The sequence below is a fragment of the Streptacidiphilus cavernicola genome (genome assembly GCF_042510955.1).
Lineage (GTDB): Bacteria > Actinomycetota > Actinomycetes > Streptomycetales > Streptomycetaceae > Streptacidiphilus > Streptacidiphilus cavernicola.
The window spans coordinates 23779-39056 of the sequence record NZ_JBHFAB010000020.1 but is presented as its reverse complement, the minus strand read 5'-3'; the positions used below and the strand labels follow the sequence as shown (position 1 = coordinate 39056).

Genomic DNA, 15278 nt, shown 5'->3' with positions numbered 1-15278 from the left:
CGACAGAGTGGATCACGGGTGTCGACGGCAGGTCAAGTGATCGATTCGGGCCTTGCCCAAGTGATCACCGTGCGCATAAGGTGCCGTCGATCTTGAAGAAATCTTAATCAACACTTACCAGGGGCGGGTTGTGTTCTCAGGACGCAGGGGCCGGATACGGGTTGTCTCACGGACGGTGGCGACCGCCGTCGTCCTGGCCCTGGGCGCCTCGATGGGCGCGGTCACCACCGCGCGGGCCGCCGCCACCGCCCCCGCGGCCACCACCGCGAGTGCGGGCGACGACCTCGACGCACGGGTGCAGGCGATGGCGGACGCCGCCAAGAGCCGTGCCGACCAGATGATGTACGCCACGATCATGCACAGCGGCGGCCCGGCGATGAAGGCCGACGCCGGTGAGCAGCTGGCCGGACGCGACCAGGGCCCGTGGGCGGGCTGGAACGAGTTTCTCGGCTCCGTGTCCCGGGACGTCGTCCTGGGCTCGGACGGCGCCGAGAGCGACGGCCAGGGCCTCGTCCCGGGGATCGGTCCGATCGCCCAGACCGTCACCACGACCCTGGCCAACGGCCATCTGCACGTGGTGCTGCTCGGCCGCGACGGCCGGGTGTACGACGACGTCAGGTACCCGGACGGCACCTGGTCGGGCGCGATCCTGATCGACGACAGCACCACCACCAAGGCCGTTGCCGTGGCCGCGCTGCCCGACGGCGAGCTGCACATCGAGGAGCTGTCCGACGAGGGCAAGGTCACCGACCGCACGTTCAGCCCCGGTGACTACCCCACGTACTTCATGCGCCCCGACGGCAACGGCGACCGGGTGCTGTTCGACTCGCTCCCCGGCAAGGTCACCGGCCTCGCTGCCGTCGGCACCGCCGGCAACGACCTGTACGTGGCCGTGCTCACCGCTGACGGCAAGGTGTCGGTCAACACCCGCCACACCAAGGGCTCCTCGGACACCGGCAGCTGGGACGGGCTGACCGCGGCCGACGCCGGAACCACCCCGAACACCGCGATCGCCCTGGCCACCGCACCCGACGGCCAGGCGCACCTGGAGCTGCTGGGCAGCGACCACGTGGTCCGGGACCGGGTGCGCAACTCCGACGGCAGCTGGGCCGCGGCGACGGTGGTCGACGCCACCGGCCAGGCCCGCGCCGTGTCGGCGGTCGGCGCGACCGGCGGGCTGCTGCACGTGGCGACGCTCACCGCGAACGGGACGATCGCGGACAACGCGCTCCAGAGCGGTGGAGGCTGGACCCGGTCCACGATCACCGCCCCGCAGGCCACCGCGTTCTCGCTGGGGGCGACTTCGACCGGGGCCCTGCAACTGCAGACGACCGCCGACGACGGACTGTTCCGCCACGCCGAGCAGGCCGCCGACGGCGGTTGGGGCACGGCCGTCGTGGTGGAGGGCGCCGTCGAGCACGTCAGCGACTACGCCAGTGCCGTCCTGCCCAACGGCGAACAGCAACTGGTCACCCTCGACGACGACGGCACCGTGTGGGACCAGGTCCGCACCGCCGGAGTGGACGTCTGGAGCCGGCATCTCACCAGCACGGCGGAGGTGGACGCCTCGGGCCACGCCACCGCCGTCGCGGTCGCGGGTGCTCCCGACAACAGCGCCCACCTGGTGGTGCTGGACGACGCCCACACCGTGCGCGACTACACCCGTGCTGCCGACGGCAGTTGGTCCACGGCCTCGGTGGCCGACTCCAGCGGGACCGCCCGAGCGGTCTCGGTGGCGGTCACCGCCGACGGCACCGAGCACCTGGGCCTGGTCAGGGCCGACGGCACGGTCGCCGACCTGACCCGCAACGGCGGATCCTGGAGCACCACCGCCGTCACCACGCCGGCCGCGAAGACCATCGCCGCGGCGGCGACCACCGACGGCTCCCTGCACCTGCTGGCGGCTGCCGCGGACGGCAAGGTCTACGACTCGGTGCGCAGCTCCGCCGGTGCCTGGAGCGCGGCAGCGGTCGCCTCCGACGGTAAGTACCCGGCCGACGCCGTCGCGGCCACCGGCCTCGCCGACGGCACCCTGCGCCTGGTCGCACTGGACTCCGCCGCCGGCACCTACTCGGGCCACCTGCGCGGCACGAACGGCACCTGGAAGGTCGACACCGTCCAGTACGGCTGGCCGCTGCCCTATGCCACGAGCGTGTCGGTGGTGCAGACCTCCGACGGCAAGCAGCACATCGGCGAGTTCGCCCATCCCGAGGTGGTCAACGCCTTCCAGACGGACAGCAGCGATGCCAGCGTGTTCGAACAGGACCGCGACTCCACCGACACCGGCCTGGAGTCCTTCACCAAGCCGTACGCCACCTCCGCCCACCTCGCCCTGCCGCAGTACGACACCGACGTCACCGACTACATGTCGACCAACGGCGTGGCGTCGCGGGACGCGCTGCGCCTGTGGACCTCGCCGCCGGTGGTGAAGGCGACCCAGGCCGCGCAGGACCGGGTCACCCAGATCGTGCAGGAGCTGATCGCCGAGAACGGCGGCAGCGACCCGTACGGCATCTACGCGATGATCGGCGCGAACACCAACAGCGGTTCCGCCGACGACGTGCGCCGGTTCATCCAGTACCACGGCATGCCGACGGTCGCGCCGGTCAAGGGCACGCCGGAGTTCCGGGTCGAGGTGGAGGCGCTCAAGGGCCGTTGGGCGAGCGGTGACACCAGCAACCCGCTGGACTGGAACAACGTCCTGGTCGAGGCCGAGGAGACGGCCTCCGCCGAGTGGACCGCCGAGCTGGACTCGCAGGCCGAACAGCGCAGCGACATCCTCAAGGCCGAGCTGGTCGGCCTGAAGGCGATGGAGACCGGCGCCCGCGCGACCCACCAGGCCCTCGGCTACGCCTGGTCCGCCGGTCAGATCCTGGACCGGCAGGCCAACCCGGGCAAGCGGCAGAGCAACACCAGGACCACCGCGCAGGCACAGGCCGACCTGGCGACGCTGCGGAGCCTGGTCGTCCAGCAGCAGCAGATCGCCGAGCAGGCCGCCGCTGCGGCGAAGGCCGCGGGCGAGCAGGTGGACGCGGCCGTCGCGGCGGCGGACACGGTCGCGGACCGGAACGGCGACCCGCGCGGTCGCGGCCTCTACTACGCCGTGCAGTCCGCTCAGGTGACCAAGGCGTCGGCTGCCGCCGCGCAGGCGACCGCAGCCGCGCTGGACACCGCCGTGGACGCCGCCGACGCGTCCGCTTCCGACAGCCAGGCGCTGCTGAGCAACGCGCAGGCACAGGCCGCCGCCGCCCGTACCGTGTTCCTCCGGGAGTCGGCGCAGCAGTCCGCGCAGGCCGCCGCCGACCTGGCGGCCAGTGCCAGGACCCGGGCCGACCAGGCCGCCGCCGCGGCCTCGGACGTCGCCGACGCCAAGGCCGACGCGACCCAGGCGCAGGCCGACGCGACCGCCGCACAGCAGCGGGCCGCGACCGCCGCCGCCAACGCCGAGACCGAGCGGCAGAACGCCGCCGCGGCCAAGGCGGACGCGGAGACGCAGCGGGGCAAGGCCTTCGACGCACTGAAGGACTCGCTGGCCAAGGGCAGCACGGCCGCCGGGCTCCGGTCCGACTCCGACTCGGCCGCCGCCGACGCCAAGAAGCTGTCCTCGCAGGCACAGCAGGCCGCCGGCAAGGCGACGGTGGCACGGGAGAACGCAGCCTCGGCGCAACGGGCCAAGGACGTCGCGGAGGCGAACGCGCAGGCACTGGCCGCTGCCGCGGTCGCCGCGCAGGGCACCTCGGCAGCCGCCGACGCCCAGGCCGCGGCGGACAAGGCCGCGCAGGCGGCGACGAAGGCCGCAGAAACGGCGCAGCAGACGAACACTGACGCGGAGTCGGCCACCGGGGCCTCGGTCGCGGCGCGTACGGCCGCCACCGAATCGGCCGCCGCGGCAGCGCGTTCGGCCACCTGGGCCGCCGACGCCAACGCCAACTCGCTGATCAGCTTCAACGCGGCGATGCAGGCCGAGGCAGCCGCGGCGACCGCCGTCGACAAGGCCAAGACCGCGGCGGACAAGGCCGTGGCCGCGGCCGGCGACGCCACCGACGCCGCGCAGGCGGCACTGGCGGCGCACGACAAGGCCACCGACGCCGCGCAGCAGGTCGACGCGGCGCTGGCAGCCGCGGCGAAGGCGGCCGGCCAGGCCTACGCGGCAGGGCAGGCAGCGGACGTGACCCGGGCCGCCGCCGAGCAGGTGACCGCTCCGGCCAACGAGGCGCTCGCGCTGGGCACGCCGTACGCGCCGACGGACTCCTCCGCGGGTCTGGCGACGCTGGTGTCGCAGAGCGCGCAGACACTGGCCCAGCAGCAGACGGCGGCGGCCGACGCGGTCGCGACGCAGGCGCAGACCGCGGCGCAGCAGGCGCAGGCAGCAGCGGACGCGGCGACCGGTGACGGCAAGCTCGCTGCCCAGGCGGCGGCCGACGCGGCGGACTCCGCCGCCCAGGCGGCCGCCTCCGCGGACGCGGCGCAGCAGTCGGCCACCACGGCCGGCCAGGACGCGGCGGACACCAAGGACGCGGCGACCGCGACGGCCGCCGCCGACGCCGACACCCAGGCCAAGGCGAAGGCCGCCTCGGCATCGGCGCTGGCGGCGTCCAAGGACGCGCAGGCGGCGGACGCCGCCGCGAGCGCGGGGGAGAAGGACGCGGCGGTCGCCGCCGCGACCGCGGACCAGGCCGCGTCGGACGCGAAGAACGCGCAGGACGTCGCGACGCAGGCGGCGAAGGACTCGGCCGCGGCCGATGCCGCGGCGGCCGGCGCCCAGGACGACTCCGAACAGGCCGAACAAGCCGCCGAGGCGGCAGAGGAGCAGCTGCGGCAGGACCAGGCGGCGCTCGCGGCGCAGACCGCGGCGGCGCAGGCGGCGGCCCAGGCCAAGCACGACCTGGACGCCCGCGCCGCGATCATGACGCGGCAGGAGGGGATCCGGATCGGCCGGGAGAACCTGGCCTACCTGCTCCATGTCGGAGGCGTCGCGTCCAAGACGGTGGCCGCGAACCGGCTGGTCGCCGGCGGCCAGATGGACGGCACCGTCACCTCCTTCTTCAACCAGGACGTCTGGCAGGCCTGGGACGCCGATGTCCAGCAGGCACGGGACCAGGCCGCCGGGATGGCCTCGCGCACCGACGACCGGCAGGAGACCGTCTGGAAGTACTTCACCTCTGACTTCGCCAACACCGAGCCCGAGTACGACACCGCGGTAACCCAGTACCTCGGCGCGGGCACCGTGTACCAGCGGATCGCCCAGGCGGTGGGCTGGACCGGCGGGCCCGCGCAGCTGCCGAAGGCCAGCCAGGCCGCGCAGGACAAGGTCGCGGAGATCCTCCGCAAGAAGATCGCCGACGGCGACCCGTACGGCCTGTGGCAGCTCATGCTGGACCACCCGCAGCTGCGGGGTTCGGCCGACGACGTGCGCCGGTTCATCCAGGACGACGGCTATCCGACCGTTGCCCCGGTCAAGGGCACACCGGAGTTCCGTGAGGAGGTCGAGAGCCTCAAGACCCGCTGGGCCAGCGGTGATCCGACCAACCCGGAGGATCCGAACCAGGTGCTGGTGGAGGCCGAGGAGACGGCCTCCGCCGAGTGGGAGGCCGAGTACGCGGGCCAGGCCACGCAGCGCAACCAGATCGCCAACGCCGAGATCAAGGCGCTGAACGCGCTGCAGTCGAGCGCGGTCGCGATGCACGACGCCCTGGGCAACGCCTGGGTGGCCAAGAACCTGATGGAGGCCGAGAGCGACCCCGACAGCGCCTGGAACACCTTCATCAAGGACTGGCCGACCACGATGGGCGGGAACTTCTCGTCCGACGGGAAGCCGGTCTCGGTCACCGCCGACCTGGCCACCGTCAAGGGGCGGGTCGACGACCTGTCCGCGACCACGACCCAGAACGCCAAGGACGCCGGGGACGCGGCCGACTCGGCCACCGCGGCACAGGCGTCGGCGGCTCAGGTCGCCGCCGCCGCCGGTCTGCCGGACGGTCGGGGCCTGTCCTACGCCAACGAGTCGGCGCAGGTGACCAAGGCCGCCGCCGCCGCGACCAAGGCGACCTCGCTGGCGATGCAGACGGCGGTGGCCGCGACCAACGCGACCGTCGAGGACAGCGCGGCACTGCTGGCCGACGCCAGCGCCCAGGCACACGCCGCCCGCGCCGCCTACCTGCGCGCCACCGCCCAGGACAGCGCGCAGAAGGCGGCGGCCGACGCGGTCGCCGCCCAGGACAAGGCCGACGCCGCCGCCGCTGCGGCTGCGGTGGTGGCCAAGGACAAGACCACGATCGCGGGCCTGGAGACCAGCTCCAAGGACGCGGTGGCGCGTGCCGCCACCGCCGAGCAGACCGCGGCGGCCGAGGCACAGAAGGCCGCGGCGGCACGGGCGACCGCGGAGTCGGAGCGGACCAAGGCCGAGGCCGCCCAGGCGGACGCCCAGCAGAAGGCGGCTGACGCGGCCGACCGGGAGGCCGCCGCCAAGGCGGACTCCGACACCGCCGCCGACCGGGACGCCACCGCGCGGCAGGCCGAGCAGGACGCGGCCACCGCGCGCACCAAGGCCGAGACCGCGCGCAAGCAGATGAACAAGGCGCAGGCCGACTCGGCCGCGGCCGACGCCGCCGCAGCAGCCGCGGCGGGCACCGACGCCGCCGCAGCCGCGGACGCCGCCGCCAAGGACGCCCGGGAACAGGCGGACGCGGCGACGGTCGCGGCGGCGCAGGCCGACGACGCGGCCGACACCGCCGGGGATGCCGCAGTCGCGGCACGATCCGCGGCGAACACCGCAAGTGCGGCGGCGGACAAGACCGACGCCGCCGCCAGGACAGCGGACGCGGCTGCCGCGACGACGAGCGCCAACGCCTACCAGGGCCACGCCCTCGCGGCAGAGGCCATCGAGCAGTCGGAGGTCGCGGCGCAGAACTCGGACGCGGCCAACGCCCTGGCCAAGGACGCCTCGCAGCAGGCAGCCGACGCCAAGACCGCGGCCGCCGGCGCCCGCACCGAGGCCGACGGCGCCGAGGACGACGCCGCCAACGCCTCCGGCCAGGCGTACGCGGCCTCGCAGCAGGCCGAGATCGCACGTGACACCGCGAACGCGGTCACCGCCCCGGCGAACGAGGCGATCGAACTCGGCATCGCCTACGCGGCCACCGATGCCACCGCCGGCCTCTCGGTCGTGGTCTCCGACACCGCGCAGACGCTGGCGGAGCAGGAGGTCCAGGTAGCGGAGCTGCGCGCCGACGAGGCCGCGGCCTTCGCCGCGGCGGCCCAGGACGCGGCCGACCGCGCCAATGGGGATGCCAAGCTCGCCGCCCAGGCGGCGGCCGACGCGGCGGCCTCGGCCGCCAAGGCCTCCCGCGCGGCGGCCGACGCACTGAAGTCCGCCAACCAGGCGGCGGCCGACTCCAAGGTGGTCCAGGCCACCTCGGCGCGACTGGACGGCCTGAACCAGCAGGCGCAGACCTCCGCCTTCAACGCCGACCAGTCCGCCCGCCAGGCGGACACCGACGCCACGGCGGCCCGGTCCGCGGCGGACGACAGCGAGCAGAGCGCCTCCTCCGCCCGCTCGGCGGCGGACAGCGCACAGCAGTCGGCGGACAACGCCGGCTACTTCGCCACCCAGGCGGAGGGCTCGGCGGCCGACGCGGACCAGGCCGCGGCCCATGCCCGGTCGGACGCGCAGAAGGCACAGGACGCCGCCGAGGCGACCACCGAACTCGCCACCAACCCGCCGCCCGCGGACGCGCCGGCGTGGGGGGACGCGGGGGACGACGTCCCGGGTCTCGAGGTGGTACCGGTCAACCTCAAGGAGGACGCCCAGGCCACCGGCAACTGCGCCGTCTCCACCCGGATCGGCTACTGCAACCTGCCCGCGGACATCCATATCACCGGCACCAACCAGTACTACCTGGTCACCTGTGCGAACCCGGATGCCACGGCCGCGCAGTGCATCGCCTCCGGCAGCTACGACAAGCAGTTGATGGACTCGGAGCCGGTCGACTTCACCACCCATCAGGTGATCGAGTTCCCGGTCTACAAGTTCGACCTGGCGTTCCTCAAGTCCTTCGCCTACGGGATGGTGAGCGACTACAAGGAGTGCGCCTGGGACCACAAGGCCGACAAGTGCGTCTGGGCGATCGCCACCCTGGCCGCCCCGGTCGTCCTCAAGGGCGCGTTCAAGGCCGCCTACGCGGTGCGTGCGGCGGTCGCCATCGGCGACCTGGCCGGCATGGAGGCGGGCTTCAACGTCCTGACCCAGCTGGGCAAGCAGGCCGTCATCGACGCCAGGGTCGCGACCGCCCTCAAGGTGGCCGCGCTCCGGGACTGGGTGCGCAAGTTCCCGGAGAAGGTGATCGGCTGCACCAGGGTCCACAGTTTCGTCGCCGGCACCCCGGTGCTGATGGCGGACGGGACGGTCAAGCCGATCGAGGAGGTCGGATCCGGCGACGCGGTCGAGAACGCCACCCCCGACGGCCCCGACCGGGTCGACCGGGTGGCCCGGACCTTCGCCACTGGTGACGACACCCAGTTCACCGACCTCGCCGTGGTCACCGCCGACGGCGTCCGGACCGTCACCAGCACCCAGAACCACCCGTACTGGGATGAGACGCAGGGCACCTTCGTCCGCGCCGCGGACCTGGTGGCCGGTGACGCCCTGCAGACCGGCGGCTCGGAGCCGGCCACGGTCGAAGCGGTCCGCAACTACACCGGTGCGAAGGCGACGTACGACCTCGGCATCGAGGGCGTGCACACCTACTACGTCATGGCGGGCACGACGCCGGTCCTGGTCCACAACAACGACTGCGACATCAACGACCTCAACGACATCCTGGCAGGTCTGCCCGTGCGGGCGGACGGTGATCCGACCGAGGGCCTGGGCATCGCGCTCGACGGCACCACCTACCCGATCATCAGCGGTGACATGGCCAGCAGCCAGGACCTGTTGAAGATCGTCAACGATCGGCTCCGGGCAGCGAACATCCTCAAGGGGAGCAGCACCTCGACCCGCGCCGCCGACGCCGAGCAGAAGTTCGCCGCCACCATGTGGCAGAAGGGGATCGACCAAGCGGAGATCGTGATCAACCACGCGGAGGGCCCGTGTCCGGGCAAGCTGGGATGCGACCGCACGCTGGATGCGATCCTTGGGGAGACCAAGACGCTGTCCGTCTGGTGGAGGGACGCCGAAGGTCAGTGGCACATGAAGTTGTACGGAGGCAAGAAGTGACGCTGGGACGCGCAACGGTGCTCTACGACAGGGCGCACGCTGATGCCCTGCCGGTCATCGAGACCGGCGAGGACGTCGACGCTCTGATCGACACCCTGCTGGCCAACCCGCCGCACCGCAACCTCGCGGAGGTGCACTCGCTGGAGCGCGAGCTGATGCCCTCGGGCTGGCCCGACCACGAACTGCTGGTCGGTGTGAACGCGGAGCGCGGGGTGGGCGTGCTGGAGTTCATGGACGACGGCAACTACGTCTCGCTGGGCCCCGACGAGGGGAACGGTCCGGTGAAGTACTGCCTCGCCGACAACCCGACCGAGTTTCCCGGCTGGGCCGAGATCCCGGTCGAGCTGGTGCGGCAGGCCGTCAAGGAGTTCCTGGGCTCCCGCGGCCGGCGGCCGACCTGTGTGGAATGGCGGATCCCCGAGATCTGGTGACCGAAGAGGCACGACGGGAGGGCCCGGACGCGGAAGCGTCCGGGCCCTCCCGTCGTGTGATCCGTCAGCGGTGCTTCGCCGCGGACTCCACCCCCGGAACCGGCGACCCGTGGCAACAGCATCGGGCAGTGGGACTGCCCAGGTCAGAGCGTTGACGACCCAGATTCTCGGCAGCGGGCGGCGAACGCTGTCTCCGAACGGGGGCAACGAGCCAAGCTGACGCCGACAGCGGCTCGGCGGACTTCCCCCGACGTGCCTCGACAAAGAATCGCAGGGAAAAGGAGAGCACCAACATGCGCATCACCAAGCGCAGCGTCGCCGGTCTCACAGCGGTCGCCGTGACCGTCGTCGTCAGCGGCGCGATCGCGACGCCGGCTTTCGCCGCCTACACGACCTGCACCAACGGCTGCTACCAGACCTCCAGCGGTACCGGGTCGATCGGGCCGGCCATGGGCGGCTCGATCACCACCAGCCAGATGATGAAGCGTGCCCAGGACTGGGTCACGGCCGACGGCGGCCAGGGCGTGTGGTACAGCCAGACCGAGGGCTGGAGCGACGCGGCCGTCGGCGGTCCCTACCGCGCCGACTGCTCGGGGCTGGTGTCCATGGCCTGGGCCCTGCCCTCCAGCTATGTCACCGGCACGCTGCCGCAGGTCTCGCACGAACTCACCCACAACGGTGGACAGGCGGACTACTCGCAGCTCCAGCCGGGCGACGCGCTGATCTCCAGCGGGCACGCCGTTCTGTTCGCCTACTGGGCCAACTCGGGCCACACCGTGGCCGCTGTCTACGAGGAGCACCACGACGGGGTCCGGACCACCGGCCCCACCACCGACCAGCAGTCGATATCCGGCCTGTCCAGCGGAGGGTTCCTGCCCTACCGCTACAACAAGGTGACCGGCGGGACCGGGAGCGTCACGCTTCCGGCGTGGCCGAACGTCGTGCAGGGCCAGACCGGCTCGAACGTGCTGGCCGCGCAGTACCTGCTGATCTCCCACGGCGCCAACATCAGCGCCGACGGCCAGTTCGGCACCGGGACCGCGGCGGCGGTCGAGGCCTTCCAGAAGGCGAACAACCTCGGGGTGGACGGCCAGGTCGGCCCGCTGACCTGGGCCAAGCTCATCGTGCAGGTCCAGACCGGCTCCCAGGGAGACGCGGTCAAGGCGGCGCAGACCGAGCTGAACCGGTACGGCTACAACCTGTCCGTGGACGGGGACTTCGGCTCCGGCACCAACAGCGCCGCGGTCGCCTTCCAGACCGCGCACGGCCTCGGCGTCGACGGCCAGGTCGGCCCGCAGACCTGGCAGGCGCTGGTGGGCGGCACGCCGTAACCGGCAGCCATCCGGCCATGGGCCCGGCGCATCCGTGTCGCGACACGGATGCGCCGGGCCCGTCCGTCTGAACCGGCACCACCGGCACCACCGGACTCACCGCCGACCGGTCAGCGACCGGCCTCCTGCTGCGTGTTGAGCACATTCACATCGCGGAACAGCGCCGAAGGGCAGCCGTGCGACACCGCCGCGACCTGCCCCGGCTGGGCCTTGCCGCAGTTCATCGCGCCGCCCAGGACGTAGGTCTGCGGACCGCCGACGGCCTCCATCGAGCCCCAGAAGTCGGTGGTGGTGGCCTGGTAGGCGACGTCCTTGAGCTGCCCGGCCAGCTTGCCGCCGCGGATCCGGTAGAAGCGCTGCCCGGTGAACTGGAAGTTGTAGCGCTGCATGTCGATCGACCAGGAGCGGTCGCCCATGATGTAGACGCCGTCCTCCACTCCCGCGATCAGCCCGGCGGTGTCGGGGCCGTCCGCGGCGGGCTGTAGCGAGACGTTCGCCATCCGCTGCACCGGGACGTGCGCGGGGGAGTCGGCGAAGGCGCAGCCGTTGGAGCGGCCCAGGCCCTTGAGCCGTGCCATCCGCCGGTCCAGCTGGTAGCCGACCAGGGTGCCGTCCTTGACCAGGTCCCAGGACTGCGTCCGCACGCCCTCGTCGTCGAAGCCGATGGTGGACAGGCCGTGCTCGGCGGTGCGGTCCCCGGTGACGTGCATGGCGTCGGAGCCGTAGCGCAGGCTGCCGAGCTGGTCGAAGGTGGCGAAGGAGGTGCCCGCGTAGGCGGCCTCGTAGCCGAGCGCCCGGTCCAGCTCGGTGGCGTGGCCGATCGACTCGTGGATGGTCAGCCACAGGTTGGACGGGTCGATCACCAGGTCGTAGCGGCCGGCCCGGACCGTGGGGGCCTTCATCTTCTCGGCCAGCAGCTCCGGCAGCTCGGCCAGCTCAGCCTCCCAGTCCCAGCCGATGCCGGTCAGGTACTCCCAGCCCCGCCCGACCGGCGGCGCCAGGGTGCGCATCGAGTCGAACGCGCCGGTGGCCCCGTCCACCGAGACGGCCTCCAGCTCCGGGTTCAGCCGGATCCGCTGCTGGGTGGTGACCGTGCCCGCGGTGTCCGCGTAGAACTTGTTCTCCTGGACCGTCAGCAGCGACGCGGTCACATGCGACACGCCGTCAGCGGCCAGCAGCCTGCTGCTCCAGTCCGCCAGCAGGGCGGTCTTCTCCGCGTCCGGCACCTCGAACGGGTTGACCCGGTAGGAGGACACCCAGGCCGCGTCCGGGTAGACCGGCTCCTCGGCCAGCTCGACCAGGTCCTCGGTGCCGGAGGCCGCGGCGATCCCGGCCGAGAGCCGGGCCACCGCGACCGCCTGCTCGGCGACCCCGGCCACCGCCTCCGCGGTCAGGTCCACCCCGGCCGCGAAACCCCACGCGCCGTTGTGCACCACCCTTACCGCGAAGCCGAGTTGCAGGGTGTCCGAGGCGCCCGAGGGCCGGGCGTCGCGCAGCCGCCAGGAGGCGTTGCGGACCCGTTCCAGGCGGAAGTCCGCATGGCTCGCCCCGAGCGCGCGGGCCCGGGACAGCGCCGCGTCGGCGAGCGCGTGCAGCGGCAGGGCCAGGAACGTGGGATCGAGGGACGGCGAGCTGTCCGGCATCAATCTCCTCCAGAGGGGGTGGAGTGGCTGTCCTTGGCATCCTGCCCTACCGCCCCGGTCGCGCATTCGCTTTTTCCGGCACGGCCGGGGTACGGTGAGGACACAACGACGCGGGGTGGAGCAGCTCGGTAGCTCGCTGGGCTCATAACCCAGAGGTCGCAGGTTCAAATCCTGTCCCCGCTACTCGCACGACAGAAGGCTCGGCACCCAGGTGTCGGGCCTTCTCTCGTAGGACCGCCGACAGCATCGGCACTGTGGGAAACCCACAGTTCAACGCCGATGTCCCTGTCATGGGCCGATTCGTCGCGCCCGGACGAATCCGGATAGCGTCGCAACAGCATTCCGCAGGACTTCCGAAGCATCCAGGAGAGAAGAGGTGGACCGTTGAGCCGCTCGGTTCTCGTCACCGGTGGCAACCGGGGCATCGGCCTCGCCATTGCCCGTGCCTTCGCCGAGGCGGGCGACAAGGTCGCCGTCACCTACCGCTCCGGTGAGCCCCCGGCGGGGCTGTTCGGCGTGAAGTGCGACATCACCGACGCCGAGCAGGTCGACCAGGCGTTCAAGGAGGTCGAGGCGGAGCAGGGCCCGGTCGAGGTGCTGGTCGCCAACGCCGGGGTCACCAAGGACACGCTGCTGCTGCGGATGTCCGAGGAGGACTTCACCTCGGTTCTGGACACCAACCTGACCGGCGCGTTCCGCGTCGTGAAGCGCGCCTCCAAGCTGATGATGCGGGCCCGCAAGGGCCGCGTGGTGCTGATCTCCTCGGTGGTCGGCCTCACCGGCTCGCCGGGCCAGGCCAACTACGCCGCGTCCAAGGCCGGCCTGGTGGGCTTCGCCCGCTCGCTGGCGCGCGAGCTGGGCCCGCGCAACATCACCGTCAACGTGGTCGCCCCCGGCTTCGTCGACACCGACATGACCGCGGTGCTCAGCGACGAGCGCCGGGCCGAGATCGTCGCGGGCGTGCCGCTGGGCCGCTACGCCGACCCGGCCGAGATCGCGTCCACCGTGCGCTTCCTGTCCTCGGACGAGGCCGCATACATCACCGGAGCCGTCATTCCCGTCGACGGCGGATTGGGCATGGGTCACTGACCGCTATGAGTGGAATCCTTGAGGGCAAGCGCATCCTCGTCACCGGCGTGCTGATGGAGTCCTCCATCGCGTTCCAGGTGGCCAAGCTGGCGCAGGAGCAGGGCGCGGAGATCATCCTCACCGCCTTCCCCCGCCCCACGCTGACCGAGCGCATCGCCAAGAAGCTTCCCAAGCCCTGCAAGGTGATCGAGCTCGACGTCACCAACGACGAGCACCTGGCCGGTCTCGCCGACGTGGTCCGGGACGAGCTGGGCGGCCTGGACGGCGTGGTCCACTCCATCGGCTTCGCCCCGCAGGACGCCCTGGGCGGCAACTTCCTGAACACCCCGTGGGAGTCCGTGGCCACCGCCGTGCACGTCTCGGCGTTCTCGCTGAAGTCGCTGACCATGGCCTGCCTGCCGCTGATGACCGAGGGCGGCTCGGTGGTCGGCCTGACCTTCGACGCCACCATCGCCTGGCCGCAGTACGACTGGATGGGCCCGGCCAAGGCCGCGCTGGAGGCCACCTCCCGCTACCTGGCCCGCGACCTGGGCAAGCAGGACGTCCGCTGCAACCTGGTCTCGGCCGGCCCGATCAAGTCGATGGCCGCCAAGTCCATTCCCGGCTTCGACACCCTGGCCGACACCTGGAACGTCCGCTCCCCGCTGAGCTGGGACGTCACCGACCCGGAGCCGGCCGGCCGCGGTGTGGTCGCGCTGCTCTCGGACTGGTTCCCGAAGACCACCGGCGAGGTCGTCCACGTCGACGGCGGTCTGCACGCCATCGGCGCGTAGCACTCCCCGCCGCGAGGCCCGCACCCGTCCTTCCACGAAGGGGGTGCGGGCCTTTCGTCAGTTCAGGCCCGGCAGCGCGGTCAGGTCCGGCAGCGCGGGTCAGGCCCGGCAGCCGGAGAGGCCCGCGATGGTCTCCAGTGAGGCCTGCTCGGCGTCGCCGTCGCGGATCGCCGCGAGGATGCCGGCGTGGGGGACGTAGCGGTGCTGCTCCAGCTCGGGGCCGACGTTCTGCCGCAGTTCGGAGCGCAGCACCTCGCCGAGGTCGGCGTAGAGCGCGGACAGCACCTCGTTGTGGGCCGCGGCCATCACCGCCTGGTGGAAGGACGCGTCGGTCTGCACGAAGGACTCGACGTCCCCCGAGGTCCAGGCGTCCTCGCGGCGGGCCAGCGCGGTGTCGAGCAGGCGCAGGTCGCGTTCGGTGCGCCGAGTGGCGGCGAGCCGGGCGGCGGCGGCCTCCAGCGCCTCCCGCAGCTCCACCACCTGTCCGGCGTCGGCGTCGGCGAAGCGGCGGTGCATCACCCCGGCCAGCTCGCTGGTCGCCAGGACGTAGGTGCCCGAGCCCTGCCGGATGTCCAGCAGGCCGTTGTGGGCCAGCGCCCGCACCGCCTCGCGGACGGTGTTCCGGGCCACGCCCAACCGCTCCACCAGCTCCACCTCGGTGGGGATGCGTGAGCCCACCGGCCATTCGCCGGAGGTGATCTGGGCGCGCAGCTGGGCGATCACCTGGTCGGCCAGCGGCTCACGCCGGGGCGAGGTCAGCGCCATCGCACTCTCTCTCCTTGTCGGGCCTGTCGTCC

The 15278-nt window shown here is 72.4% G+C and carries 7 protein-coding genes and 1 tRNA gene; 6 read left to right on the top strand and 2 right to left on the bottom strand.

Annotated features, from left to right (window positions below):
* The first annotated feature begins 175 nt into the window (after positions 1-175).
* The 3 genes from ACEZDE_RS24175 (at position 176) to ACEZDE_RS24165 (ending at position 10976) form a co-directional block, all read left to right on the top strand.
* On the top strand, positions 176-9214 hold the full coding sequence (locus tag ACEZDE_RS24175) for a DddA-like double-stranded DNA deaminase toxin (RefSeq protein WP_380539496.1): 9039 nt from the start codon (positions 176-178) through the stop codon (positions 9212-9214).
* Positions 9211-9645, top strand: a complete 435-nt coding sequence (locus ACEZDE_RS24170; RefSeq protein WP_380539493.1) for an Imm1 family immunity protein — start codon at positions 9211-9213, stop codon at positions 9643-9645. The genes ACEZDE_RS24175 and ACEZDE_RS24170 overlap by 4 nt, the downstream gene beginning before the upstream one ends.
* A 293-nt stretch (positions 9646-9938) precedes the next feature.
* Positions 9939-10976 (top strand): peptidoglycan-binding domain-containing protein, encoded by a 1038-nt coding sequence (locus tag ACEZDE_RS24165; RefSeq protein WP_380539490.1) that lies wholly within the window; start codon positions 9939-9941, stop codon positions 10974-10976.
* A gap of 110 nt (positions 10977-11086) precedes the next feature.
* Here the strand turns inward: ACEZDE_RS24165 and ACEZDE_RS24160 are convergent, their stop codons facing one another.
* Entirely contained in the window at positions 11087-12619 is a 1533-nt protein-coding gene (locus ACEZDE_RS24160; RefSeq protein WP_380539487.1) for a TldD/PmbA family protein, read from the bottom strand.
* Positions 12620-12728: 109 nt separating this feature from the next.
* Here ACEZDE_RS24160 and ACEZDE_RS24155 point away from each other — a divergent pair.
* From ACEZDE_RS24155 to fabI, 3 genes are all read left to right on the top strand, one after another.
* Positions 12729-12802: transfer RNA gene (locus ACEZDE_RS24155), tRNA-Met, on the top strand.
* 201 nt (positions 12803-13003) lie between these two features.
* Entirely contained in the window at positions 13004-13708 is a 705-nt protein-coding gene (fabG, locus tag ACEZDE_RS24150; RefSeq protein ID WP_380539484.1) for a 3-oxoacyl-[acyl-carrier-protein] reductase, read from the top strand.
* 5 nt (positions 13709-13713) lie between these two features.
* On the top strand, positions 13714-14481 hold the full coding sequence (gene fabI, locus ACEZDE_RS24145; RefSeq protein WP_380539481.1) for an enoyl-ACP reductase FabI: 768 nt from the start codon (positions 13714-13716) through the stop codon (positions 14479-14481).
* Between the two features lie 99 nt (positions 14482-14580).
* Here fabI and ACEZDE_RS24140 read toward each other — a convergent pair whose 3' ends face one another.
* Positions 14581-15246 (bottom strand): FadR/GntR family transcriptional regulator, encoded by a 666-nt coding sequence (locus ACEZDE_RS24140; RefSeq protein ID WP_380539478.1) that lies wholly within the window; start codon positions 15244-15246, stop codon positions 14581-14583.
* Between the last annotated feature and the right edge of the window lie 32 nt (positions 15247-15278).

What these genes read in the sequence shown, in the direction of transcription:
- ACEZDE_RS24165 (WP_380539490.1), top strand. Translation starts at nt 9,939, where the DNA reads ATGCGCATCACCAAGCGCAGCGTCGCCGGTCTCACAGCGGTCGCCGTG.
- ACEZDE_RS24160 (WP_380539487.1), bottom strand. Translation starts at nt 12,619, where the DNA reads ATGCCGGACAGCTCGCCGTCCCTCGATCCCACGTTCCTGGCCCTGCCG.
- fabI (WP_380539481.1), top strand. Translation starts at nt 13,714, where the DNA reads ATGAGTGGAATCCTTGAGGGCAAGCGCATCCTCGTCACCGGCGTGCTG.
- ACEZDE_RS24140 (WP_380539478.1), bottom strand. Translation starts at nt 15,246, where the DNA reads ATGGCGCTGACCTCGCCCCGGCGTGAGCCGCTGGCCGACCAGGTGATC.